Below are 23,918 nucleotides of genomic sequence, written 5' to 3'. Positions count from 1 at the left end.
CCCTCCCCGGCATCACACCTTCAGCAGCGGCAGCGTATCGAAGCGCTGCTGCAGCACGTGCGTCGCATCGAGCCCCCACCACGGCCCGAGCACGGTCGCATACAGCTGGCGGAAATCGACCGCGACCGGCAGGTTGCCGTTGCCGTCGAGATGCCCGAGTGCCGGCGCCGCGCCGTACAACCCGCCCGCCACGCGCCCGCCCATCACGAAATGCGGCGCGGCGGTGCCGTGATCGGTGCCGTTGCTCTGGTTCTCGCGCACGCGCCGCCCGAATTCCGCATACGTCATCACGAGCGTCTGGTTCCAGCGTCCGAGTTCGATCAACGCGCCGCGCATCGCACTCATCCCTTCCGCGAACTGCTTGAGCAGCGCAGCCTGCTGCCCCGGCTGGTTCTGGTGCGTATCGAAACCGTTGAGCGTGAGCCGCAACACCGCGACGCCGTCCTGCGCGCCGGGCCCCGACGCCTCGCATGCAGCGAGCACCTGCATCGCGGTCTTCACAGACGTACCGAACGTGCCGGCCGGAAAGGCGGTCCTGAACTCGCGCATGCCGCCGCGCGGGCGCAGCCGGTCGGCCGCCTTCACGATGTCGTTCTCGACGTCGATGATGTGCGCGAGCGCCGGGTTCCGCTCGCGCAGCGACGACGGTTCGGCCAACCGCGCCGCGCGGATGAACTGCGCCGGATTGACGAGCGCGATCGCGCGCGCGCCGTTCGCGAGCGGCCCCATCTCCGCGCTGCCGAGCACGACGCCGTCGGCCGCGAAGCCCGGCGGCACCGGCGCCTGCGCGAACGTGCGCGTGAGCCAGCCTTCGTGCAGGTACTGGTCGGAGCGCGACGCGGTATCCCAGATCTCGATCGAGCGGAAATGCGACAGGTTCGGCTGCGGATAGCCGACGCCCTGCACGACCGCGACCTGCCCGTCGCGCCACAGCGGCATCAACGGCGCGAGCGACGGGTGCAGCCCCGTATGCGCATCGAGCTGCAGCACCTGATCGCGCTTGATGCCGATGCTTCGGCGAAACTGGTAGTAGAGCGGATCGGCATACGGCACCACGGTGTTGAGGCCGTCGTTGCCGCCCTTCAGCTCGACGAGGATCAGCACGTTCGCATAGCCGGCCGCCGGCTGCCGCCCCGCCGCGGCCATCGATGTCGCCGCCTGCGCGGGCGGCTGCCACAACGACACGCCCGCCGCGGCCGCGGCGCCCGTCAGCGTCAGAAAATCACGTCGGTTCATCGTGCATCCTTCGGTTCGCCGCGCGGCATGGCCACCGCGGCAGCGCGCCTGTTCATCGTCGTTTCGGTCATTTCAGTTGATAGGCCGGATCCATCAGCAGCGCCTCGAGATACGCGCCGCCGGTCGAGTCCGTATCGATGGCCGCGACCGGCGACACCGGCAGCACCGCGTGCTGCAATTGAAGCTCGGTCGACAATCCGGCAATCGCCTGCGGCCGTGCACGATACTGCGCAAGCCAGCGTTCGAGGTCGAATCGCAGGCCGCCGCGCGCGGGCCGGGCCGGCGCACCGCGCATGCCGGCAACCGACGCGGCGTCGGCAACCGGTATCGCGTGCGCATTATTCGGCGACGGTGCCGCCATTGCATGCGCCGGCGCCCGCATGCCGGCGGTCTCGGTCGCGCGGAACAACTGCTCGACGAACTGCTTGCGCGCAAGCAGCGTCGTGCTGTTGATCCACATCGCGCCGCCCGGCCAGCCCTTCACGTTCGGCGGATAGAACAGGTTCTGCCCGAGCGTGCGCACGGTGTTCGCGAGCATCTGCGGATCGCCGTATGCGACATCGAACAACCGCACCGATCCGACGACGAACTCGGCCGGCGACTTCACGAGCACGCCGCGATTGCGCGGATCCCAGAATTCGTCGGTCGACCAAAGGGCGGCGAGCGCCGCGCGTATGTCGTAGCCGCTCGCGCGAAACCGTTCGGCGACGACATCGAGCGCGCCGGCGTCGGGCGTATCGGATACGAACTCGCGCCACAGCTTGCCGGCGATGAAGCGTGCGGTGTCGGGCCGCTTCAACAGGATGTCGAGAAAGCCGTCGCCGTCGAACGCACCGGTCTCGCCGAGTATCGTCTTGTCGCCCGCGTCGTGCCATTCGGGCCGCACCACGAAGCGCAGCGTATCGGGATCGACGCTCCAGCCGGTCATCGCGCGCGCGGCCTCGGTGACGTCGTGCTGCGTGTAATGCCCTTCGCCGAGCGTAAACAGCTCCATCACCTCGCGCGCGAAGTTCTCGTTCGGACGGCCCTTGCGGTTGCTCGCGCCGTCGAGATACTGAAGCATCGCCGGATCTTTCGCGACCGCATGCAGGAGCGTGCCGAAGTTGCCGAGCGCCTCGCGGCGAAACAGCGCATTCTGTGCGGCCATCGTCTGCGGATACGGGACCTTGTCCTGACCGGACGTGAAATGCCCGTGCCAGAACAGCGTCATGCGCTCGGTGAGCGGGGAAGGCGTCACGACCATCTCGTTGACCCACGCCGCCCGCAACACATCGTAGCGACGATTGCGTTCGCCCTGCTCGTCGCGCCGCATGTCGGGCGTCAGCGCCTGTCGCTGCGCGCGGGTCGGCGGCAACTCGGCGAGCCAGTCGGGCCAGGGCGTCACGGGGTCGCGACGCACGTTGCCGAGCGTGTCGGCCACGACTTGCGCGCGCGTCATCCCGACGATGCGGGCGACCTCGGCCGGTGCGGGAGAAAAGCCGGTGCGGCTCAGGAAGAACAGCGCATCGTCGGCGTCGAGCGGCGCCTGCATCGCGGGCGATGCCGGGGCGGCAGCGTTCGCTTTCATCGTCGTGGACTCCCGGAACGCACCGGCGGTGCGGATGCCGGTACAACGGCAGCAGGCATCCGAAAGTTGACGGAAAAATTGCTACGGAATCTTTCCGCGCCGCGCGTGGGCGCGTGCGGATCAGCGCTTGTACAGCTCGCGAACGGCGTCCTCGATGTGCTGGCGCAACAGGTGGCGCTCCTCGGGCGTCATGTGCCCGTCGCGGCGGCGCTGTTCGAGATCGGGAGGCACGGCGGAACGGACCGCCATGTCGGCGGCGCGGTCGGGCTGCGGCGCTTTGCCGCGCGGCAGCTTGCGCGACGAGGCGCCCTGCTCGGGGCGCTGCGCATACGCGAAGTTCGACGCATATGGACCGGCAAGTGCGATCGTCAGCATCAGTGCAATCCGGGCAGATCGCATGACCGTCCTCGCTTCTTTGGTCGATTTGTTCCCTTCGTCACGCGGCAACCGGTTACCTCTGGTACTTGAAAAACCCTGCGGAATTCGGGCGTACAAAGATGAAAGATGGAGTGCAGGGGAGTATCTACCGAATTTCGGCTTCGAGTAAAGGAATCTCTATAGCCTGCCTTTACTCCGCGCGACACTACGGGTAAATTTTGTAACGGACTGTAACGCGCGAAAATACGCGACCGTGCGTAATTTCCCATTCGCGATAAGATGCCGCTCATGGAAACGAAAAACCCCTCCAAGATTCTCGTCGTCGACGACGACCCGCGCCTGCGCGATCTGCTGCGCCGCTATCTCGGCGAGCAGGGTTTCAACGTGTACGTCGCGGAAAACGCGACCGCGATGAACAAGCTCTGGGTGCGCGAGCGCTTCGACCTGCTCGTGCTCGACCTGATGCTGCCGGGCGAGGACGGCCTGTCGATCTGCCGCCGCCTGCGCGGCAGCAACGACCGCACGCCGATCATCATGCTCACCGCGAAGGGCGAGGACGTCGATCGCATCGTCGGCCTCGAGATGGGCGCCGACGACTACCTGCCGAAGCCGTTCAATCCGCGCGAACTCGTCGCACGCATTCACGCGGTGCTGCGCCGCCAGGCGCCGGCCGAGCTGCCGGGCGCGCCGTCTGAAACCACCGAGGTGTTCGAGTTCGGCGAGTTCTCGCTGAACCTCGCGACGCGCACGCTGACGAAGTCCGGCCAGGAAATTCCGCTGACGACCGGCGAATTCTCGGTGCTGAAGGTGTTCGCACGTCATCCGCGCCAGCCGCTGTCGCGCGAAAAGCTGATGGAGCTCGCGCGCGGCCGTGAATACGAAGTGTTCGACCGCAGCCTCGACGTGCAGATCTCGCGCCTGCGCAAGCTGATCGAGCCGGATCCGGGCAGCCCGCGCTTCATCCAGACCGTCTGGGGCCTCGGCTACGTGTTCATTCCGGACGGCGCCGCCTGATCTTTTTCCTTTCCGGTTTCGCCCGCCCTCGGCCCGTCCCATGCGTATCGACCGGCGCCTCCTGCAGCTCGCGTTCGGCGGGCTGTTCTGGCGCACCTTCCTGCTGATCGCGCTGCTGATCTCGGTCAGTCTCGCCGCGTGGTTCCAGAGCTTTCGCGTGATCGAGCGCGAGCCGCGCGCGCAGCGCGTCGCGCTCCAGCTCGTCGCGATCGTGAAGCTCACGCGCACCGCCCTGCTCTATTCCGATCCCGATTTGCGGCGCGCGCTGCTGCAGGATCTCGAGAGCAACGAGGGCGTGCGCGTGTACCCGCGCGAAAAAACCGACAAGTTCAAGCTGCAGCCCGACGAATCGCTGAACCGCCTGATCGAACACGACATCCGCAGCCGTCTCGGCGACGACACCGTGATCGCGCAATCGGTCAACGACATCCCGGGCGTGTGGATCAGTTTCAAGATCGACGACGACGACTACTGGGTCGCGCTCGACCGCGACCAGCTCGACAGCGTCACCGGCCTGCAGTGGGCCGGCTGGGGCCTGTTCGCGCTCGCGCTGTCGCTGTTCGGCTCGGCGTTCATCACGAGTCTCGTGAACCGGCCGTTCTCGCGGCTGGCGCTCGCCGCGCGGCAGATCGGCTCGGGCCAGACGCCCGAGCTGCTGCCCGAGCGCGGGATGGGCGTCGCGGCCGAGACCAACCGCAGCTTCAACCAGATGGTGCGCGATCTCGAACAGCTCGAGGCCGACCGCGCGCTGATGCTCGCGGGCATCTCGCACGACCTGCGCACGCCGCTCGCGCGGCTGCGCCTCGAGACCGAGATGAGCCCGTCCGACCAGGCGACCAAGGACGCGATGGTCGACGACATCGAGCAGATGGACCGCATCATCGCGGCCTTCATCGATTACGCGCGCCCGTCGCAACGCAAGCCCGAGCCCGTCGACCTGTCGTCGATCGCGCAGGAAGTCGCCGCGCGCGTGGCGGGCGAGGACGGCGTCGAGATCCGCACGCGGCTCGCGGCGACCGCCGTGATCGAAGCCGACGAGACCGACATGCGCCGCGTGATCGGCAACCTCGTCGAGAACGCGCGCAAATACGGCCAGAGCCGCGACGACGGCGTATCGCGCATCACGCTCGAGACGCGCGTGACGCACGCGCGCGTCGAGCTGTCGGTGAGCGACGAGGGCCCCGGCATCCCCGAGGACCAATTGCCGCTCGTGATGCGGCCGTTCTACCGCGTCGACACGGCGCGCACCAAGGCGGACGGCACGGGGCTCGGCATGGCGATCGTGCTGCGCCTGGTCGGCCGCTATCGCGGCGCGCTGCGCCTGCGCAACCGCAGCCCCGAAGCGGGCCTCGAAGTCACCCTCGAATTCCCCGGCGCCGGCAAGACGCGTGCGACGGCGTGACGCGTTCGCGCACGCTTCTTGCGCGTCACACTATCGGCGCGGTTGAAAAAAACTATGGGAATCGTTAGCCAAAATCTATTGAAGCGCTTTGTTAATAGTGTTATAGTCCTGCCCATGCTGTCACACCAACGTTGCAGCACCGAGGTAGCTTGACTCAGTCTTCTTCCCAACTCACACAGGAGTATCCGCATGAAAACCGTGGGCGATAAACTCGAAGCATTCACCGTCGTAGCCGCGAAGCCGGGCTTCAACAATCACGAGGAAAACGGCCAGTCGGCGTTCGAGACCGTCACCGAAGCGTCGTTCCCGGGCAAGTGGAAGATCATCTACTTCTATCCGAAGGATTTCACGTTCGTGTGCCCGACGGAAATCGTCGAGTTCGCGAAGCTGACGAAGCAGTTCGAAGAGCGCGACGCCGTCCTGCTCGGCGGCAGCTCGGACAACGAATTCGTGAAGCTCGCATGGCGCCGTGAGCACAAGGACCTGGACAAGCTGAACCACTACTCGTTCGGCGACGTCAAGGGCGAGCTGATCGACCAGCTCGGCGTGCGCGACAAGGAAGCCGGCGTGGCCCTGCGCGCGACGTTCATCGTCGATCCGGACAACACGATCCAGCACGTTTCGGTGAACAACCTGAACGTCGGCCGCAGCCCGGAAGAAGTCCTGCGCATTCTGGACGGCCTGCAAACGGACGAACTGTGCCCGTGCAACCGTGCAGTCGGCGGCGCAACGCTGTAAGCGCATCGATGCACGAAGCCCGCGGCGCACGTCCTGCCTGCGGGCTTTTTTAACGGCCAACCCATAGGAGATATCAATGGAATTCATCGACTCGATTAAGGCACGTATCCCCGACTACGCGAAGGACATTCGCCTGAACCTCGACGGCACGATCTCGCGCTCGTCGCTCGAAGGCACCGATGCAGTCGGCGTCGCGCTGGCGGCGGCGGTCGCGGCGAAGAGCACCGTGCTCGTGAAGACGATCCGCGAAGCCGGCGTGCTGTCGCCCGAAGAGACGAACGCCGTGCTGACGGCGGCCGCGCTGATGGGGATGAACAACACCTGGTATCCGTATGTCGAGATGGCCGACGACGCCGACCTGAAGACGCAGCGTGCCGAGCTGCGGATGGGCGCATATGCGTCGCACGGCGGCGTCGACAAGCGCAGGTTCGAGATGTACGCGCTCGCCGCATCGATCGTCGGCAAGTGCCACTTCTGCGTGAAGTCGCACTATGCGCTGCTGAAGAACGAGCAAGGCATGACGACGACGCAGCTGCGCGACGTCGGCCGTATCGCGTCGGTGATCAACGCCGCCGCCCAGGTGATCGCAGCCGAAGGCGAATAAGCCGTCGCGCCAGCGGCAGCGCGGTGCACTGCGGCGGCCACGCGCGCCGCACCGCACCGCAAAAACGAAAATGCCACGCAAACGCGTGGCATTTTTCATTCCGGCGGCGCGACCGGCGCGCCGCTTCGGGGCGGTTTCAGACGCTCACGCGCCCTGCTTCACCAGCAACGCGGCGGCCTGCGCCTCGATGCCCTCGCCACGGCCGAGATAGCCGAGCTTCTCGTTGGTCTTCGCCTTCACGTTCACGCGCTCGAGCGGCAGTCCGAGATCGGCCGCGATGTTCGCTCGCATCCCGTCGATGTGCGGCGCGAGCTTCGGCGCCTGCGCGATCACCGTGCTGTCGACGTTCTGGATCGTGAAGCCGGCCGCCTTCACGCGGGCGACGCACTCGCGCAGCAGCACGCGGCTGTCCGCGCCCTTGAACGCCGCGTCGGTGTCGGAGAAATGGCGGCCGATGTCGCCCAGCGCCGCCGCGCCGAACAGCGCGTCGGTGATCGCGTGCAGCAGCACGTCCGCGTCCGAATGACCGAGCAGGCCGCGCTCGTAAGGAATCGTCACACCGCCGATGATGAGGGGGCGCCCCGGGACGAGCTGATGCACGTCGTAGCCTTGTCCGATTCTGAAATCCATGCGTAGTCCGGTTGAGATGAGGTGAAAGTCAGGAAGCGTTCGAGGAGCGCGCGAGGATCGCTTCCGCAAGCGCGAAATCTTCCGGGTACGTGACCTTGAAGTTGCGCAGGCTGCCCTGCACGACACGCGGCGTATGGCCGGCCCATTCGATCGCGCTGGCCTCGTCGGTCAGGTCGTGCCCTTCGCGCTGCGCGCGCAGGATCGCGTCGCGCAGCATGCCGATGCGGAACATCTGCGGCGTTTGCGCCTGCCAAAGCGCGTCGCGCGATTCGGTGCGCGCGATCGCGTCGCCGCCGGCCGGCACGCGCTTGAGCGTATCGGCCACCGGCAGCGCGACGATGCCGCCGACCGGGTCGTCCTTCAGCGTCGCGACCAGCGTGCGGATCAGATCCGGCGTGATGCCCGGGCGCGCGGCGTCGTGCACCAGCACCCAGTCCTGGTCGGTCGCGCCGAATTCGGCCAGCCCGAGCAGCCCGTTGAGCACCGACGCCTGCCGCGAGCCGCCGCCGCAGCGGCGCACCGCGAAACGCAGGCCCGCGAAACGGCGCGCGTCGAAGTGCGTGTCGTCCGGTGCGAGGACGACGAGCGTCTGCGCGAATTCGCTGCACGCGTCGAACGCGGCGAGCGTGTAATGCAGGAGCGCGCGGCCGGCCAGCGTGCGGTATTGCTTCGGCACGGCAGAGCCGGAACGGCTGCCCGTGCCGGCGCAAGGAATCAGGGCGAAAAGTCGGGGAGTCACGAAGGGGAAACGCCGGAAAGATGAAATCGAGAAGCGGATTTTATAATAGGTCTTTCGTCTCGACCGGCGCACCGCGATGCGCCCGTGCCCGCCACCCCTGCCGTCCCTATGCCAGACAACGCTTCCACCCCGTTCGCCTCGCCCGTCGCCCGCGTCAAACCGGGCCAGCGGTTCGCCTTCGACGGCGCGCACGGCTCCGCCGACGCACTCGCCATCGCCCGCTATCTCGCCGACAACCGCGACGCGGTCCCGCTCCTCGCGGTGATCTGCGCGAACGCGGTCGACGCGCAGCGGCTGTCGCAGGAACTCCGCTATTTCTCGCCCGACGCGCGCGTGCGCCTGCTGCCGGACTGGGAAACGCTGCCGTACGACACGTTCTCGCCGCACCAGGATCTCGTCTCCGAGCGCCTCGCGACGCTGCACGACCTCGGCGAGGGCCGCTGCGACATCCTGCTGGTGCCCGCGACCACGGCGCTGTACCGGATGCCGCCCGCCTCGTTCATGGCCGCGTACACGTTCGCGTTCGCGCAGGGCGAGCGGCTCGACGAGGCAAAGCTGAAGGCGCAGCTCACGCTGGCCGGCTACGAGCACGTGAGCCAGGTCGTGCGCCCCGGCGAATACTGCGTGCGCGGCTCGCTGCTCGACCTGTACCCGATGGGCTCGCCGCTGCCGTACCGGATCGACCTGTTCGACGACCAGGTCGACTCGATCCGTGCGTTCGATCCCGATACGCAGCGCAGCCTCTATCCGGTGCGCGACGTGCGCCTCCTGCCCGGCCGCGAGTTTCCGTTCGACGAAGCCGCGCGCACGGCCTTCCGCAGCCGCTGGCGCGAAACCTTCGAAGGCGACCCGAGCCGCGCGCCGATTTACAAGGACATCGGCAACGGCGTGCCGTCGGCCGGCATCGAGTATTACCTGCCCCTCTTCTTCGACGAGACGGCCACGCTGTTCCACTACCTGCCGCAGGATGCGCACCTCGTGTTCGCCGGCGACCTCGAAGCGTCGATCCGACGCTTCACGGCCGACACGAAGCAGCGTCATGCGTTCCTCGCGCACGATCGCGAGCGGCCGATCCTCGAGCCGCAGCGCCTGTTCCTGTCCGACGAGGATTTCTTCGCGTTCGCGAAGCCGTTCGCGCGCGTCGTGCTGCCCGCGCAGCCGGCGGGCGGCTGGGCGACGGGCCTGCCCGAGCTCACCGTCGATCGCCATGCCGACGATCCGCTCGCCGCGCTGCGCACGTTCGTCGAATCGTCGGGCAAGCGCGTGCTGCTGACGGTCGAATCGGCCGGCCGCCGCGAAACGATCCTGCAACTGCTCGCCGAGCATCACCTGCGCCCCGCGTCGAACGACCACTTCGCAGGCTGGCTCGAAAGCGACGCGCCCTTCGCGCTCGGCGTCGCGCCGCTCGCGAGCGGCTTCGCGGTGCCGGGCGAAGGCTACGCGATCGTCACCGAAACCGAGCTGTACGGTGCGCTCGGCCGCCGCGCCGGGCGCCGCCGCCAGGAACAGGCGAGCAACGTCGATGCGATGGTGCGCGACCTGTCGGAGCTGAAGGTCGGCGATCCGGTCGTGCATGCGCAGCACGGCATCGGCCGCTACATGGGCCTCGTGTCGATGGATCTCGGCGAAGGCGAAACCGAATTCCTGCATCTCGAATACGCGGGCGAGAGCAAGCTCTACGTGCCGGTCGCGCAACTGCACGTGATCTCGCGCTACAGCGGCGCCGATCCCGACAGCGCGCCGCTGCACGCGCTCGGCTCGGGCCAGTGGGAGCGCGCGAAGCGCAAGGCCGCGCAGCAGATCCGCGACACGGCCGCCGAGCTGCTGAACCTGTATGCGCGGCGCGCGGCCCGCGAAGGCCATGCGTTCGCGCTCGAGCCGCGCGACTACGTGAAATTCGCGGAAAGCTTCGGCTTCGAGGAAACGCCCGACCAGGCCGCGGCGATCGCGGCCGTGATCGGCGACATGACGAGCGGCAAGCCGATGGACCGCCTCGTGTGCGGCGACGTCGGCTTCGGCAAGACCGAGGTCGCGCTGCGCGCCGCGTTCATCGCGGTGATGGGCGGCAAGCAGGTCGCGCTGCTGTCGCCGACCACGCTGCTCGCCGAGCAGCACACGCAGACCTTCGCCGACCGTTTCGCGGACTGGCCGGTGCGCATCGTCGAGCTGTCGCGTTTCAAGACCGCGAAGGAAGTGAACGCGGCGATCGCGCAGATCAACGAAGGCAGCGTCGACATCGTGATCGGCACGCACAAGCTGCTGTCGTCGGACGTGCAGTTCAAGCGCCTCGGCCTCGTCATCATCGACGAGGAACACCGCTTCGGCGTGCGCCAGAAGGAAGCGCTGAAGGCGCTGCGCGCGGAGGTCGACGTGCTGACGCTGACCGCGACGCCGATCCCGCGCACGCTCGGCATGGCGCTCGAGGGGCTGCGCGATTTCTCGGTGATCGCGACCGCGCCGCAAAAGCGGCTCGCGATCAAGACCTTCGTGCGACGCGAGGAAGAAAGCGTGATCCGCGAGGCGATGCTGCGCGAACTGAAGCGCGGCGGCCAGGTGTACTTCCTGCACAACGAGGTCGAAACGATCGAAAACCGCAAGGCGATGCTCGAGGAACTCGTGCCCGAGGCGCGCATCGTGATCGCGCACGGCCAGATGCACGAGCGCGAACTCGAACGCGTGATGCGCGATTTCGTCGCGCAGCGCGCGAACGTGCTGCTGTGCACGACCATCATCGAGACCGGCATCGACGTGCCGAGCGCGAACACGATCATCATGCATCGCTCGGACAAGTTCGGCCTCGCGCAGCTGCATCAGTTGCGCGGCCGGGTCGGCCGTTCGCACCACCAGGCGTATGCGTACCTGCTGGTCCACGACCCGCAGTCGCTGACCAAGCAGGCGCAGCGCCGGCTCGAGGCGATCCAGCAGATGGAGGAACTCGGTTCGGGCTTCTATCTCGCGATGCACGATCTCGAGATCCGCGGCACCGGCGAGGTGCTCGGCGACAAGCAGTCGGGCGAGATCCACGAGATCGGCTTCCAGCTTTACACCGACATGCTGAACGACGCGGTGAAGGCGCTGAAGAACGGCAAGGAGCCCGACCTCACCGCCCCGCTCGCCGCGACGACGGAAATCAACCTGCACGCGCCCGCGATCCTGCCGGCCGATTACTGCGCGGACGTGCAGGAGCGGCTGTCGCTGTACAAGCGTCTCGCGAACTGCGAACACGGCGACGCGATCGACGGCATCCAGGAAGAGCTGATCGACCGCTTCGGCAAGCTGCCGCCGCAGGCGCACGCGCTCGTCGAGACGCACCGGCTGCGGCTGGCCGCGAAGCCGCTTGGCATCGTCAAGATCGACGCGAGCGAGGCCGCGATCGGGCTGCAGTTCGAGCCGAACCCGCCGATCGATCCGATGCGGATCATCGAGATGGTGCAGAAGCACCGGCACATCAAGCTCGCGGGCCAGGACAAGCTGCGCATCGAGACGCGCTCGCCCGACCTCGCGATCCGCGTGTCGACGATCAAGGAGACGCTGCGCGCGCTCGCGCCGCGCGCCGACGCGGCGAGCGCGGCACGCTGACCGCACGGCCGCGATGCTGCACCGCATCGCGGCCGGCGAAGGCGGGCGCGCGCGTTTTTGAGTATGATTTTCCCATTCATCAGACGGAGTTTTGCCATGTCCACACTCGACGCGCCCGCGCCGTCCGCCGCCCCGCAAGGCGACGCTTCGCTCGTCAGCCTGCCCTGGATCGAGCGGCTGGTGTCGATGGACACGACGAGCCGCGTGCCGAACCTCGGGCTGATCGAAACGGTGCGCGACGCACTGGCCGCGAAAGGCATCGTGTCGACGCTCACGCACGACCCGCGCGAAGGCTGGGCCAACCTGTTCGCGACCGTGCCCGCGCACGACGGCTCGACCGACGGCGGCATCGTGCTGTCGGGGCACACCGACGTCGTGCCGGTCGACGGCCAGCAGTGGGACAGCAACCCGTTCGCGCCGGAGCTGCGCGACGGCCGCCTGTATGGCCGCGGCACGTGCGACATGAAGGGCTTCATCGGCGCGGCGCTCGCGCTGCTGCCGGAGATGCAGGCGACGAAGCTCGCGAAGCCGATCCATTTCGCGCTGTCCTATGACGAGGAAATCGGCTGCGCGGGCGCACCGCTTCTGATCGCCGATCTCGTCAAGCGCGGCGTGAAGCCGTCCGGCTGCATCGTCGGCGAGCCGACCAGCATGCGGCCGATCATCGCGCACAAGGGCATCAACGCGTACCGCTGCTGCGTGCGCGGCCACGCGGCGCACTCGTCGCTGACGCCGAAGGGCCTGAACGCGATCGAATACGCGGCGCGCCTCATCTGCCACATCCGCGACATCGCCGAGCGCTTCCGCGCCGAAGGCCCGTTCGACGAGCTGTACGACGTACCGTTCACGACCGCGCAAACGAGCACGATCCAGGGCGGCAACGCGATCAACACGGTGCCGGCGGAATGCCGGTTCGACTTCGAGTTCCGCAACCTGCCGACGCTCGATCCCGAGCAGATCTTCACGCGCATCGAAGCGTATGCGCAGGAAACGCTGCTGCCGCAGATGCGTCGCGAGCATCCGAACGCGGCGATCGAGTTCTCGAAGATCGCCGCCGCACCCGGGCTCGATGCGACCGAACAGGCCGCGATCACGCAGCTCGTGCGCGCGCTGACGGCCGACCAGGACAAGCGCAAGGTCGCATACGGCACCGAGGCCGGCCTGTTCGAACGCGCGGGCATTCCGAGCATCGTGTGCGGGCCCGGCAACATCGAACAGGCGCACAAGCCGAACGAGTATGTCGAACTCGCGCAGCTCGCCGCCTGCGAGCAGTTCCTGCGCAAGTTCATCCGCAGCATGTCGGTCGACGCACACTGACTGCCCCCCGCCACGCCGGCCTGCGTGCGCGGGCCGGCCCACCCCGCCATCCGCCACGTCATGTCGACTGAACAACAGGGCACCGCCCATACGACGATCGACGGCGAGCCGATTCCGACGCTCGACGAAATCGCCGCGCAGCATTTCGCGTTGTCGCCGTGGGTCGCGCGCACGCCCGTGTTCGAGCGCGCCGACCTCCCGTCCCTCGAGGGCACGCACGTCAACTTCAAGTTCGAGCTGCTGCAGGTGAGCGGCAGCTTCAAGGCGCGCGGCGCGTTCACGCACCTGATGGCCCTCGACGAAGCGCGCAAGAACGCCGGCGTCACGTGCGTGTCGGCCGGCAATCACGCGGCAGCCGTCGCGTACGCGGCGATGCGGCTCGGCAGCAGCGCGAAGGTCGTGATGTTCCATACCGCGAGCCCGGCGCGCATCGCGCAGTGCAAGCAGTACCGCGCCGAAGTCGTGCTCGCCGGCAGCGCGTCGCAGGCATTCGACCTCGTGCGGCGGATCGAGGCCGAGGAAGGCCGCTTCTTCATCCATCCGTTCAACGGCTATCACACGATTCTCGGCACCGCGACGCTCGGCTACGAATGGGCGACGCAGACGCCCGATCTCGACGCGGTGATCGTGCCGATCGGCGGCGGCGGGCTCGCGGCCGGCATGGCGACCGCGCTGCGGCTCGCGAATCCGCGCGTGCACGTGTATGGCGTCGAACCGGAAGGCGCCGACGCGATGAGCCGCAGCTTCGCGGCGAATCACACGATCAAGATGAGCGCGATGCAGACCATCGCCGACTCGCTGATGGCGCCGCACACCGAGGAATACAGCTACCAGCTGTGCCGGCGCCACGTCGACCGCATCGTCACGGTGTCCGACGACGCGCTGCGCGCGGCGATGCTGTTCCTGTTCTCGCATCTGAAGCTGGCGGTCGAACCGGCGTGCGCGGCCGCGCTCGCGGCGCTGCTCGGCCCGCTGCGCGAAACGCTGCAGGGCAAGCGGATCGGCGTGCTGCTGTCGGGCACGAACACCGACCCCGCGACGCTCGGCATGCATCTCGCGCACGCGAAACTGCAGCACTGACGCCGTGCACGGCACCCCGGGTTATCCCCAGTTTATGTTGACAGCCCTGTTGATAACCCGCCGGACATGCACGCAAGTGGTTGAGCGCGCAGCGTTTTACGCGCGCGAAGCACGCCGGACGCGAAATAGGCAGATGCCGCCTTCGAACGCCCGTCCCGCGACGTGGCGGCGTCGCGCGCATTACGCGATCGGCACCGCCGCCATCGCGCTGCTCGTCGGTTGCGCGGCGCCACCCTCGCCCGTCGTCGGCACGCCCACGGCCTGCGTGCAGCCGGACGCGCACCGGATGCTGCAGGCCGACCTGCTGTTCGGGCGCGATATCGCCGGACGCGGCCCCGTCACCGATGCGGAACGCGCGGGGTTCCTCGCCGACGTCGTCACGCCGCGCTTTCCGGACGGCTTCACCTACTGGGACACCCACGGCCAATGGCGCGACCGCGCCACCGGCCGGATCATCCGCGAAGCGAGTTTCGTGGTCCGCATCGTCGCCGACGATACGGCCAACACGCACGCGCGGCTTGCCGAGATCCGGCAAGCGTACCGCGAGCGCTTCCGGCAGGAGTCCGTCGGCATCACGCTCGTGCCGGCCTGCGCGTCGTTCTGATTCGTCTTCATCGGCCGGCGCACGGCGACACGCAAAAGAAAACGGGCGCCCGAAGGCGCCCGTCGCATGCGAAACATCCGCGTATCGCTTACTTGTTCTGGAACATGTCCATGATCTGCTGCTTCTCCTGCTGCGTGACGGGCGGCGGCGCGAGCCCCTCCGAGCCGGCCGAGCCGAGCGCGTCGTTCGCGCTGATCGCGTTCGCGGCCGGGTTGATGTCCACGCTCGCGACGAAGCCGTTGCCCGGCGTGCGATCAGCGTAGTAAAGCTCGCCGTCGATCGAGGTCAGCCCGTCCGGCATCGGCATCTGCTGCTCGGGCACGCCGTTCAGCGCGGTGCGCATGTAGTTCACCCAGATCGGCAGCGCGAGCTGCGCGCCGAATTCGCGGCTGCCGAGGCTCTTCGGCTGGTCGAAGCCCATCCACGCGACGGCGACGAGCGACTGCTGGTAGCCGGCGAACCAGCCGTCCTTCGCATCGTTCGTCGTACCCGTCTTGCCCTGCAGGTCGCTTCGGCCGAGTGCGTTGGTGCCCGCGCCCGTGCCGGCCGTCGCGACCGTGTGCAGCAGGCTGTTCATCACGTATGCGTTGCGGCCTTCGATCGTGCGCGGCGCGGTGCCGCCGGCGATCACCGGCTGCGACTTCTGCAGCGGCTGGCCGCGCGCGTCGTCGACTTCGGCGATCAGGTACGGATCGACCTTGTAGCCGCCGTTCGCGAACACCGCATAGCCGGTCGCGAGCTGCAGCGGCGTCACGAGGCCGGCACCCAGCGCCATCGGCAGATACGGCGGCGTCTTCGCCGGATCGAAGCCGAAGCGCTGCGTCACGTACTCCTGCGCGTACTGCGTGCCGATCGACGCGAGGATCCGGATCGAGACCAGGTTCTTCGAACGCTGCAGGCCCGTGCGCATCGACATCGGGCCGTCGGGCTGATCGTCGTCCTTCGGCTCCCACGCGGTGCCGCCCGGCACGCTCGGCGGGAAGTACAACGGCGCATCGTTGATGATCGTCGCCGGTCCGAGGCCCTTGTCGAGCGACGCCGAATAGATGAACGGCTTGAACGACGAACCCGGCTGGCGCCACGCCTGCGTCACGTGGTTGAACTTGCTCTTGTTGAAGTCGAAGCCGCCGACGAGCGAGCGGATCGCACCGTCCTGCGGCGCGATCGCGACGAGCGCGCCTTCGACCTGCGGCAGCTGCACGACCTGCCAGCCCGTCTTGCCGTCCTTCAGCACGCGCACGATCGAGCCCGGCTTGATCCGCAGCGTCGCGTTCGCGCGCGGGCTCAGCGCGGCCGACACGAAGCGCAGCCCGGCCGGGCCGATCGTCGTCGTCGCGCCGCCGACGAACTGCACCTCGACCGCGTTCGGCGACGCGGCCAGCACCACCGCCGACTGCAGGTCGCCGTTGTCCGGGTGATCGGCGAGCGCATCGTCGATCGCCTCGTCGCGATCGTCGCCGGCCGCCGGCAGGTTGATCGAGCCTTCCGGCCCGCGATAGCCGTGGCGGCGCTCGTAATCGAGAATGCCGCGACGCACGGCCTGGTACGCCGCTTCCTGGTCGGCCGAGTTGATCGTCGTCGTGACGGTCAGCCCGCGCGTATAGGTTTCGTCCTTGTATTGCTGGTACATCATCTGCCGCACCATCTCGGCGACGTATTCGCCGTGCACCGCGTACTGGTTGCCCGGCGTGCGCACGTGGATCTCTTCCTTCACCGCCTGGTCGTACTGCGGCTGCGTGATGTAGCCGATCTCGAGCATGCGCTTCAGGATGTACTCCTGACGCACCTTCGCGCGCTTCGGATTGACGACCGGGTTATACGCGGACGGCGCCTTCGGCAGCCCCGCGAGCATCGCCGCTTCCGCGAGCGTGATGTCCTTCAGGTCCTTGCCGAAATACACGCGCGCGGCGGCCGCGAAACCGTACGAGCGCTGGCCCAGGTAGATCTGGTTCATGTACAGCTCGAGGATCTGGTCCTTCGTCAGGGCCTTTTCGATCTTGTACGCGAGCAGCATCTCGTAGATCTTGCGCGTATACGTCTTCTCGCTCGACAGGAAGAAGTTGCGCGCGACCTGCATCGTGATCGTGCTCGCGCCCTGGCGCGCGCCGCCGTGCATCAGGTCGGCGACGCCCGCGCGCAGGATGCCGAGGAAGTCCACGCCGCCGTGCTCGTAGAAGCGGTAGTCCTCGATCGCGAGCACCGCCTTCTTCATCACGTCGGGAATGTCCTGGAAGCGCACGAGGCTGCGGCGCTCCTCGCCGAACTCGCCGATCAGCACGTGATCGGCGGTAAACACGCGCAGCGGCACCTTCGGCTGGTAGTTGGTCAGCGCATCGAGCGACGGCAGCTGCGGCGCCATCACGACGAGTGCGTAGCCGACGATCAGCGCACCGACGATCGCGAGCGTCGCGAACAGGCCGACGAACCACAGCGCGACGCGCGAGCCGAACGAACGGCGATCGCCGCCCCCGCCGCCGCGACGCTGCGCGCGCCGGTCGTCGCCGCGGTCGTCGTCATCGGGGTAATAGGCTCCCGACGGCGAACGGCGCAACGTGTAGTGAGGTTCGTTCCGATCGGAAGAAGAAGACGGTCGTTTGATAATTGGCATGTCGGAATGGCGGGCGGCGTGGCGCCCTCGGACGCATGCGGAAAATGCAAGCGGATGAATCAGAGTGGGTGCATCGTGGCAACTGTCACGTCGACAGACCCCGCCGCGCGGCGATCCGTTCCCGCGACGTGACAGCGCATTTTAATGAAATCGACCGATCGGCTTCGCGATTTTTTGTAAAAATTCCCGCACAAGCGTGAATTGCGGAACGTATTGGCGCCATGCTCCGCCTATCATGGACTCGCAACCCGGTGCGTGCCGCGCCGTTTCTTTCAGATGCGAAAGGTGGAAGTCCGCACACGCCTCGCGCTTGAACTCCGGCACTTAAGCCGTATTTAAGGGGCCGGCGGTGTAATATCCGCCAGCTCACGCGGGTCGGAACCGATTCGCGACGGGCATTGCCGCTGACGCGGCACCTTTCAACCACGGAGGATTTCATGTCGCTTTTCGACTCTGTTTCGCGCACGATCAAAGGCCTGCTGAACGATGCGGCCGACTCGGTACAGGATCCGTCGCGCGACGCACGGCAGATCGTGCGGGAGCTCGACGACAGCATCGGCCGTGCCGAGAATTCGCTGATCGAGATCGAGGCACAAGTCGCGACCCAGCGCAGCAAGCGCGATGCGGCCGACGACAAGGTGAAGAAGTACGAGGACGGCGCGAAGCGCGCACTGCAGGCCGGCGACGAAGCGCTCGCACGCGAGGCGCTCGCCGCGCAGTCGAACGCGGAAGCCGAGCGCGATGCGCTCGCGGCCGAACTGACGACGCTCGAGCCGTCGGTCGACAAGCTGAAGGGGCAGATCGCCGACATGCGTCAGCGCCGCAACGACCTGAACGCGCGCTCGAACATCCTGCAGGCCAAGCAGGAAATCGCGCAGGCGAAGGACGTCGCGGCCAGCGCGCTGGGCGGCATCGGCGGCAAGAACCTGTCCGAGGACTTCCAGAAGCTCGAGGACAAGGTCGCGCTGCAGAACGCGCGCTCGGACGCCCGCCTGAATTCGGCCGACACGTCGAGCGGCAAGGCGCTCGACGACAAGCTCGCCGCGCTGAACAAGGGCCCGTCGGTCGAGGACCGCCTCGCCGCGCTGAAGAAGCAGCTCGACACGCCCGCGCAGTAACGGCAACCGCGCCGCGGCCCGCCGGGCCCGCGGCGCGCACCGATCGTCAGGAGACGGGCGCTCGCGCCCGGTTCGACCATGAAGAAATCTCTCGCCGCTCTCGGCCTTTCGCTGATGCTGCTGTCGTCCGCCGCGTTTGCGGTCCCGTCGCTGCAGCAGGTCGAGCAATCGATCGCGCAGCGCAACTGGCAGCAAGCCGACACGCAGCTGTCGCAAGTCATCGACGCGCATCCGAACAATGCGCATGCGCGCTACCTGTACGCCCAGGTGCTGGACCGCGAAGGCCGCGCGTCCGACGCGCTCGCGCAACTGCAGCGGGCGAAGTCGCTCGATCCGCAACTGCGCTTCACCGACGCGTCGCGTTTCGCGCAGACCGAATCGCGCATTCGCGCCGACGCCGCACGCACCAGCGGCAACGCACCGTCGGCCACCCAGGCCGGTTCGTTGCAGTCGTCGCTCGCGCCCGCCGCGCCGGTCGAGAAACACGGTCCGTCGACCGGCATGTGGATCGGCCTCGGGCTGATCGTCGCGATCATCGCGTTGGTGCTGCGCTGGACGTTGCGGCGCGCGCGCTCCGCCGACAACAGCCGCGCCGACGACGAACGCCGCACGCAATTGAAGCGCGCGACCGACGTGCTGAACGACATCCGTCCGCTGAAACTCGACGCGAAGCTGTCGACGGCGCCGGGCGCCGCCGCGCTCACCGGCGAACTCGAAGGCATCGAGACCGATGCACGCACGCTCGTCGAGACGCTGTCGAACGGCAAGAACCCGGTGCCGCCGTATCGCATCGACGAACTCGAACAGCGACATGCGAGCGTGAAAGCGCGCGTCGAGGGCCGCCCCGATCCGAGCGCGCAGCCCGCGGCGCCCGCGAACGGCGGCGGCTCCGTGTATGCGCAGGAAGCCGATCGCATGACCGGCATGCAAGGCCAGCCATATCAGCAGCAACCGTACCCGCAGCAGCCGTATCCGCAACAGCAGCCGCCCGTCGTGGTTCAGCAAGGCGGTGGCTTCGGCGGCGGAATGGGCGGGCTGCTGACGGGCGTGCTGCTCGGCGAGGCGATGTCCGGCGGCCGCGAACGCGTGGTCGAACGCGACGTGATCGTCGACGACCAGCGCCGGCGCCAGGAAAACAACGATCCGGGCTTCGACTTCGGCCGCGGCGACAGCTCGAACTGGAGCGACGGCAACGGCGGTGGCGGCGTCGATCTCGGCAGCAACGACGACGGCTGGACCGACGACAACACCTGAGCCGTGCACACGCGGGCGTCGACGCATCGCGCCGCGCCCGCCGCCTCACACCGCGCTTCCTTTCATTTCCGCTCGCGCCGGCCCCGTCCGTGATTTGTTAATCATTTCAAGATGGGCTACCGGCAATGGGGCACGTTCGCTATCATGCGGCCATCGGCGTGCCTCCGATCCCCCTCCGACCCGCCAGACGCTTCGCAGCCCTGCGTGTCGCGGCACGCCTCCCCTCGCCCAACCAGGAGAAAGCCGCTCATGAGCATAATCAAGGAATTCAAGGAGTTCGCCGTCAAAGGCAATGTGATGGATCTCGCCGTCGGCGTGATCATCGGTGGCGCATTCTCGAAGATCGTCGACTCGGTCGTGAAAGACCTCATCATGCCGGTCATCGGCGTGCTGACGGGCGGTCTGGATTTCTCGAACAAGTTCGTTCTGCTCGGCACCATCCCTCCGTCGTTCAAGGGTAATCCCGATTCGTTCAAGGACCTGCAGGCCGCGGGCGTCGCCGCATTCGGCTACGGCTCGTTCATCACCGTGGCGATCAATTTCGTGATCCTCGCGTTCATCATCTTCCTGATGGTGAAATTCATCAACAAGCTGCGCAAGCCTGACGAAGCCGCGCCGGCCGCGACGCCGGAAGACACCGTGCTGCTGCGCGAGATCCGCGATTCGCTCAAGCAACGCTGAGCACCGCGCGACGCAGCATCCGCCGGGCCCGCCAAGTGCGGGCCTTTTTCATGGGCGCGCGCCGTGCGCGGCCTGTCTCACTTTTTTGTGACGCGCGAATGCACGCGCGGGAAAAGCAGGTCTATGATGGAGACTAAACGACAGTACGGGCGCCAAGACGCTGGCTGTGTCGATCATCGTGGCAAGCGGGTCGACGGGAGACATTGATCGTCGTACCGCACGAGTGCAGCATTTTCGTGTGCTATAAAGGATCGACATGCGGCGTACATAGCCGGGAGTGGGTCGCATGAAAGTGCCGCATTTCTTGCAATTGTTTTTGAGGCGAGTGTTTATGTCCTTCCCGAAAAAACGTCGACGTGCGCAACAGGACGGCCAGGAGTCGTTCCTCGCGGTATTGCGCCACTCGAAACCGTTCGCGCAGCTCGACACCAAGATTGCCCGCGCCCGTGCGCAGGACGAGCCCGTCCTCTACGCGCATGTGCTGCCCGGCCTCGACGTGCTCCTGTGCAGCGTGCGCGGCGCTCAGCCGCCCTATCCGGCCATCGCCGAACTGCGCAAGCGCTGCATCGAATCGATCGCCAACGCACTCGAACAACCGCTCGACGGCCTCGAGAACGGCGGGTACTGGTACGAGGCGAACGGCTTCGGCTTCCTCGTGTTCGCGAGCCGCGCCCGCGCGCGCATCCTGCCCGAATTTGGTGCAGGCACGAAGGCGAGCCTGCGCGGCGGCCTCGGACGCCAGAACGCCGGCGATACGACACCGCGCTCCCTCGGCTGAACCGACACCGACACGATGGGCCGCCTCCGGGCGGCCCATCGGCCATTCAGGCTTCCCGCTTCACCGTCGCCGCGCGATCACTGCGCCGTCGCGCGCCCGTTGCTGGGCCGGACGATGTCGATGAACGCGGCGAAATCGGCACCGGCGAGCCCCTGCGCGGCGCCCAGCCGCAGCACCTGCTGCACCGTGGCCGATACGGGCATTACCGCGCCGGTGTCGCGCGCGGCGTCGGCGATCGCGTCGACGTCCTTCTGGAACGTGCTCAGCGCGCCGATCGGCGGATGACCGCCTGACGTCATGCGCGGCACGAAGGTCTGCAGCAGCACCGAATCGGCCCACCCGCCCGCCAGCGCGTCGGCCAGACGCGCGGCGTCGATGCCGCTCGCCTGGGCGAGGCCGACCGCTTCCGCGATCGCGGTCACCGTCGCGGTAACGATCGCCTGGTTGCAGAGTTTCGCGGTCTGGCCCGCGCCCGCGTCGCCCATGTGCGTGATGCGCGACGCATAGGTGTCGATCAGCGGCCGCACCGCGTCGAGGTCGGCCGCGCCGCCGCCCGCCATCACCGCGAGCGTGCCGGCCTGCGCGCCGGGCACGCCGCCCGACACCGGCGCGTCGATCCAGCCGACCCCGAGCGCGGCCGCGCGCGCCGCGTAGTCGCGCGTCGCCGCAGGCGGAATGCTCGAATGATCGACGATGCGCTTCAGGCGGCGCGCATTCGCATCGCCGGCAAGGAGCCCGTGCTCGCCGAACGCGACGTCGCCGACCGCGCGGCCGTCGAGCACGCACACGAACACCGTGTCGACACGCTCGGCCAGTTCGCGCGGCGTGTCGACCACCTGCGCACCATCCTTTTCAAGCGCCTCGGCCTTGGCGCGCGTCCGGTTCCATACGCTGACCCGATGGCCCGCCGCCAGCAAATGCCGAATCATCGGCGCGCCCATCAATCCCGGTCCGCAAAATCCGACTTCCACGATGTTCCTCGTCTCCAATTGGGGTTGCACTTGCCGCCCATCATACCTATCACTCAAGAAGCCGGACACGCACGGCGCCGTCTCGGGCCCGCCGCTTGCGCCGGCCGCACACACCGACAACCCAGGGAGCGCATCATGAGCGACCACGTCTACAAGCTGATCGAACTGACCGGTTCATCGCGGCAATCGTGCGACGACGCCATCCGCAACGCGATCTCGAAAGCCGGCAAGACGCTGCACAACCTGCACTGGTTCCAGGTCACCGAAACGCGCGGCCACATCGAAGGCGACCAGGTCATCCACTGGCAGGTCACGCTGAAAGTCGGCATGCGCATCGACGACTGACGCACGCGCGTCACGCGCGGTGCCTTAGCCACCGGATGCGTGCAATGCGCATCCGCGCGGTGCCGCGCCCACCCGCATCACGCCCCGTTCAGCCCCCTTCGCGAGGCCCGGCCGGCGCGCGTGTGCGGGTATCCATCTCTTGACGCTGACTTTCGTTCATATTAAAAACCATATACCCACATCACCCCTCGATCAGCCCAGCCATATAAACTGGAGAAATCATGAGTCAGCAACGCGAGGCGATCGACACGTACCTCTTGCGCGTCTTGCATACCTTGTTGATGGAGCGCAGCGTCACGCGCGCGGCCGTCAAACTGAACCAGTCGCAACCGGCGATCAGCGCCGCACTGCGGCGCCTGCGCGACATCACCGGCGACCCGCTGCTCGTGCGCGGCAAGTCCGGCATGGTCCCGACCGAATACGGATTGCGCCTGCTCGAGCCGGTGCAGAACGCACTGCGCGAAATCGAGCGCATCAAGTTCCAGCAGCACAATTTCGACCCGGCCACGTCGATCCGCTGCTATCGGATCGGCTGCCCCGACTACCTGAACGTGCTGTTCGTGCCGACCGTCGTCGAACGCTTCCGCCAGGCGGCGCCGAACGCGACGCTCGAGTTCCACTCGCTCGGCCCCGCATTCGACTACGAGCTCGCGCTGGAAGACGGCAAGCTCGACATCGTCGTCGGGAACTGGCCCGAGCCGCCCGAGCAACTGCACCTGTCGAACCTGTTCGTCGACGAAATCGTCTGCCTGATGAGCAACACGCATCCGTTCGCGAAGCGCGGCGGCCTCACGCTCGACCAGTACCTGAACGCGCCGCATCTCGCGCCGACGCCGTACTCGGTCGGTCAGCGCGGCGCGATCGACGTGCATCTCGCGCGCGAACGGCTCAAGCGTCACGTGGTCGTCACGCTGCCGTACTTCAACCTCGCACCGTACGTGCTGGTGAAGTCCGACCTGATCTTCACGACGACGCGCCTGTTCGCCGATCACTACGCGAAATTCCTGCCGCTGTCGGTCGTGCCGGCGCCGCTCGACTTTCCGCCGATGCAGTATTACCAGCTGTGGCACGAACGCTGCCACTACTCCGACGAGGTGCGCTGGTTGCGCAGCCTCGTCGCCGAAGCGACCCGCACGCTGATCGAGGCGTAAGCGCGCACGACGCACGCGCCGGCCATGCCGTCGCGGTGCGGCCCGGTGCGATGCGCGGCATGTGGCGGCCGCGACCGCCACCGCGCGCCCGATCCGCGGCGCGCGGCGCGGCCTTCACATCGAT

At 67.4% G+C, this 23,918-nt stretch carries 21 protein-coding genes; 14 read left to right on the top strand and 7 right to left on the bottom strand.

Going from position 1 to position 23,918, the window contains the following annotated elements; all coding sequences use genetic code 11:
• Positions 1-12: 12 nt before the first annotated feature.
• The 3 genes from WS49_RS14665 to WS49_RS14655 all read right to left on the bottom strand — a co-directional run bounded on the left by WS49_RS14665 (position 13) and on the right by WS49_RS14655 (position 3,202).
• A complete protein-coding gene (locus tag WS49_RS14665) occupies positions 13-1,236 on the bottom strand; it encodes a DUF1501 domain-containing protein (protein WP_059529644.1) in 1,224 nt (407 codons plus the stop codon).
• Between the two features lie 67 nt (positions 1,237-1,303).
• On the bottom strand, positions 1,304-2,803 hold the full coding sequence (locus WS49_RS14660) for a DUF1800 domain-containing protein (protein WP_059529641.1): 1,500 nt from the start codon (positions 2,801-2,803) through the stop codon (positions 1,304-1,306).
• A gap of 120 nt (positions 2,804-2,923) precedes the next feature.
• The gene (locus tag WS49_RS14655; RefSeq protein ID WP_059529638.1) at positions 2,924-3,202 is read right to left on the bottom strand and encodes a hypothetical protein; all 279 of its coding nucleotides are present in this window, start codon (positions 3,200-3,202) and stop codon (positions 2,924-2,926) included.
• A gap of 258 nt (positions 3,203-3,460) precedes the next feature.
• Between WS49_RS14655 and ompR the strand changes: the two genes are divergently transcribed.
• The 4 genes from ompR (at position 3,461) to WS49_RS14635 (ending at position 6,939) form a co-directional block, all read left to right on the top strand.
• Positions 3,461-4,195: an osmolarity response regulator transcription factor OmpR gene (gene ompR, locus WS49_RS14650; protein ID WP_004192636.1), complete on the top strand. Its 735-nt coding sequence runs from the start codon at positions 3,461-3,463 to the stop codon at positions 4,193-4,195.
• 40 nt (positions 4,196-4,235) lie between these two features.
• The gene (locus WS49_RS14645) at positions 4,236-5,597 is read left to right on the top strand and encodes an ATP-binding protein (RefSeq protein WP_059529635.1); all 1,362 of its coding nucleotides are present in this window, start codon (positions 4,236-4,238) and stop codon (positions 5,595-5,597) included.
• A gap of 189 nt (positions 5,598-5,786) precedes the next feature.
• Positions 5,787-6,335: a peroxiredoxin gene (locus WS49_RS14640; RefSeq protein ID WP_006478563.1), complete on the top strand. Its 549-nt coding sequence runs from the start codon at positions 5,787-5,789 to the stop codon at positions 6,333-6,335.
• Positions 6,336-6,411: 76 nt separating this feature from the next.
• On the top strand, positions 6,412-6,939 hold the full coding sequence (locus WS49_RS14635) for a carboxymuconolactone decarboxylase family protein (protein ID WP_044843722.1): 528 nt from the start codon (positions 6,412-6,414) through the stop codon (positions 6,937-6,939).
• A 144-nt stretch (positions 6,940-7,083) separates the two neighbouring features.
• Here WS49_RS14635 and ispF read toward each other — a convergent pair whose 3' ends face one another.
• Both ispF and ispD read right to left on the bottom strand, forming a co-directional pair.
• Complete coding sequence (ispF, locus tag WS49_RS14630; protein ID WP_057925367.1) at positions 7,084-7,569, bottom strand: 2-C-methyl-D-erythritol 2,4-cyclodiphosphate synthase; 486 nt, start codon at positions 7,567-7,569, stop codon at positions 7,084-7,086.
• 28 nt (positions 7,570-7,597) lie between these two features.
• Positions 7,598-8,308, bottom strand: a complete 711-nt coding sequence (ispD, locus tag WS49_RS14625; RefSeq protein WP_059529630.1) for a 2-C-methyl-D-erythritol 4-phosphate cytidylyltransferase — start codon at positions 8,306-8,308, stop codon at positions 7,598-7,600.
• Between the two features lie 108 nt (positions 8,309-8,416).
• Between ispD and mfd the strand changes: the two genes are divergently transcribed.
• The 4 genes from mfd (at position 8,417) to WS49_RS14605 (ending at position 14,888) form a co-directional block, all read left to right on the top strand.
• Positions 8,417-11,887 carry a transcription-repair coupling factor gene (gene mfd, locus WS49_RS14620; protein ID WP_059529627.1) on the top strand — a complete coding sequence of 1,157 codons (3,471 nt, stop codon included), beginning with the start codon at positions 8,417-8,419 and terminating at the stop codon, positions 11,885-11,887.
• Between the two features lie 96 nt (positions 11,888-11,983).
• Positions 11,984-13,204 carry an acetylornithine deacetylase gene (argE, locus tag WS49_RS14615; protein ID WP_059529624.1) on the top strand — a complete coding sequence of 407 codons (1,221 nt, stop codon included), beginning with the start codon at positions 11,984-11,986 and terminating at the stop codon, positions 13,202-13,204.
• A 60-nt stretch (positions 13,205-13,264) separates the two neighbouring features.
• Positions 13,265-14,284, top strand: a complete 1,020-nt coding sequence (locus WS49_RS14610; RefSeq protein ID WP_059529616.1) for a threonine/serine dehydratase — start codon at positions 13,265-13,267, stop codon at positions 14,282-14,284.
• 133 nt (positions 14,285-14,417) lie between these two features.
• Positions 14,418-14,888, top strand: coding sequence for a DUF3574 domain-containing protein (locus WS49_RS14605; protein WP_059529613.1), 471 nt, complete (start codon positions 14,418-14,420; stop codon positions 14,886-14,888).
• Positions 14,889-14,976: 88 nt separating this feature from the next.
• Here WS49_RS14605 and WS49_RS14600 read toward each other — a convergent pair whose 3' ends face one another.
• Positions 14,977-17,496: a penicillin-binding protein 1A gene (locus WS49_RS14600; protein WP_059529610.1), complete on the bottom strand. Its 2,520-nt coding sequence runs from the start codon at positions 17,494-17,496 to the stop codon at positions 14,977-14,979.
• Positions 17,497-17,933: 437 nt separating this feature from the next.
• On the opposite strand from WS49_RS14600, the gene WS49_RS14595 reads away from it, so the two are divergent.
• From WS49_RS14595 to WS49_RS14580, 4 genes are all read left to right on the top strand, one after another.
• Positions 17,934-18,614, top strand: coding sequence for a PspA/IM30 family protein (locus tag WS49_RS14595; protein WP_044843730.1), 681 nt, complete (start codon positions 17,934-17,936; stop codon positions 18,612-18,614).
• Between the two features lie 78 nt (positions 18,615-18,692).
• Complete coding sequence (locus tag WS49_RS14590) at positions 18,693-19,868, top strand: tetratricopeptide repeat protein (RefSeq protein WP_059529607.1); 1,176 nt, start codon at positions 18,693-18,695, stop codon at positions 19,866-19,868.
• A 249-nt stretch (positions 19,869-20,117) separates the two neighbouring features.
• Entirely contained in the window at positions 20,118-20,549 is a 432-nt protein-coding gene (gene mscL, locus WS49_RS14585) for a large conductance mechanosensitive channel protein MscL (protein ID WP_059529603.1), read from the top strand.
• A gap of 331 nt (positions 20,550-20,880) precedes the next feature.
• Positions 20,881-21,327: a hypothetical protein gene (locus tag WS49_RS14580; RefSeq protein ID WP_027784713.1), complete on the top strand. Its 447-nt coding sequence runs from the start codon at positions 20,881-20,883 to the stop codon at positions 21,325-21,327.
• 77 nt (positions 21,328-21,404) lie between these two features.
• On the opposite strand, the gene WS49_RS14575 is transcribed toward WS49_RS14580, so the two are convergent.
• Positions 21,405-22,298 (bottom strand): NAD(P)-dependent oxidoreductase, encoded by an 894-nt coding sequence (locus WS49_RS14575; protein ID WP_059529601.1) that lies wholly within the window; start codon positions 22,296-22,298, stop codon positions 21,405-21,407.
• Between the two features lie 135 nt (positions 22,299-22,433).
• On the opposite strand from WS49_RS14575, the gene WS49_RS14570 reads away from it, so the two are divergent.
• Positions 22,434-22,643 (top strand): dodecin, encoded by a 210-nt coding sequence (locus WS49_RS14570; RefSeq protein WP_006755984.1) that lies wholly within the window; start codon positions 22,434-22,436, stop codon positions 22,641-22,643.
• A gap of 221 nt (positions 22,644-22,864) precedes the next feature.
• Complete coding sequence (locus WS49_RS14565) at positions 22,865-23,794, top strand: LysR substrate-binding domain-containing protein (protein WP_006762467.1); 930 nt, start codon at positions 22,865-22,867, stop codon at positions 23,792-23,794.
• Positions 23,795-23,918: the final 124 nt, after the last annotated feature.

The sequence above is a fragment of the Burkholderia sp. RF7-non_BP4 genome (assembly GCF_001521935.1).
Lineage (GTDB): Bacteria > Pseudomonadota > Gammaproteobacteria > Burkholderiales > Burkholderiaceae > Burkholderia > Burkholderia diffusa.
The sequence above is the reverse complement of the archived record's forward strand: the minus strand, read 5'-3'. Positions and strand labels throughout refer to the sequence as shown.

Excerpts from the sequence above, each read along its gene's own strand:
- WS49_RS14665 (WP_059529644.1), bottom strand. The coding sequence starts at position 1,236 with ATGAACCGACGTGATTTTCTGACGCTGACGGGCGCCGCGGCCGCGGCG.
- WS49_RS14660 (WP_059529641.1), bottom strand. The coding sequence starts at position 2,803 with ATGAAAGCGAACGCTGCCGCCCCGGCATCGCCCGCGATGCAGGCGCCG.
- WS49_RS14655 (WP_059529638.1), bottom strand. The coding sequence starts at position 3,202 with ATGCGATCTGCCCGGATTGCACTGATGCTGACGATCGCACTTGCCGGT.
- ompR (WP_004192636.1), top strand. The coding sequence starts at position 3,461 with ATGCCGCTCATGGAAACGAAAAACCCCTCCAAGATTCTCGTCGTCGAC.
- WS49_RS14645 (WP_059529635.1), top strand. The coding sequence starts at position 4,236 with ATGCGTATCGACCGGCGCCTCCTGCAGCTCGCGTTCGGCGGGCTGTTC.
- WS49_RS14640 (WP_006478563.1), top strand. The coding sequence starts at position 5,787 with ATGAAAACCGTGGGCGATAAACTCGAAGCATTCACCGTCGTAGCCGCG.
- WS49_RS14635 (WP_044843722.1), top strand. The coding sequence starts at position 6,412 with ATGGAATTCATCGACTCGATTAAGGCACGTATCCCCGACTACGCGAAG.
- ispF (WP_057925367.1), bottom strand. The coding sequence starts at position 7,569 with ATGGATTTCAGAATCGGACAAGGCTACGACGTGCATCAGCTCGTCCCG.
- mfd (WP_059529627.1), top strand. The coding sequence starts at position 8,417 with ATGCCAGACAACGCTTCCACCCCGTTCGCCTCGCCCGTCGCCCGCGTC.
- argE (WP_059529624.1), top strand. The coding sequence starts at position 11,984 with ATGTCCACACTCGACGCGCCCGCGCCGTCCGCCGCCCCGCAAGGCGAC.
- WS49_RS14610 (WP_059529616.1), top strand. The coding sequence starts at position 13,265 with ATGTCGACTGAACAACAGGGCACCGCCCATACGACGATCGACGGCGAG.
- WS49_RS14605 (WP_059529613.1), top strand. The coding sequence starts at position 14,418 with ATGCCGCCTTCGAACGCCCGTCCCGCGACGTGGCGGCGTCGCGCGCAT.
- WS49_RS14600 (WP_059529610.1), bottom strand. The coding sequence starts at position 17,496 with ATGCCAATTATCAAACGACCGTCTTCTTCTTCCGATCGGAACGAACCT.
- WS49_RS14595 (WP_044843730.1), top strand. The coding sequence starts at position 17,934 with ATGTCGCTTTTCGACTCTGTTTCGCGCACGATCAAAGGCCTGCTGAAC.
- WS49_RS14590 (WP_059529607.1), top strand. The coding sequence starts at position 18,693 with ATGAAGAAATCTCTCGCCGCTCTCGGCCTTTCGCTGATGCTGCTGTCG.
- mscL (WP_059529603.1), top strand. The coding sequence starts at position 20,118 with ATGAGCATAATCAAGGAATTCAAGGAGTTCGCCGTCAAAGGCAATGTG.
- WS49_RS14580 (WP_027784713.1), top strand. The coding sequence starts at position 20,881 with ATGTCCTTCCCGAAAAAACGTCGACGTGCGCAACAGGACGGCCAGGAG.
- WS49_RS14570 (WP_006755984.1), top strand. The coding sequence starts at position 22,434 with ATGAGCGACCACGTCTACAAGCTGATCGAACTGACCGGTTCATCGCGG.
- WS49_RS14565 (WP_006762467.1), top strand. The coding sequence starts at position 22,865 with ATGAGTCAGCAACGCGAGGCGATCGACACGTACCTCTTGCGCGTCTTG.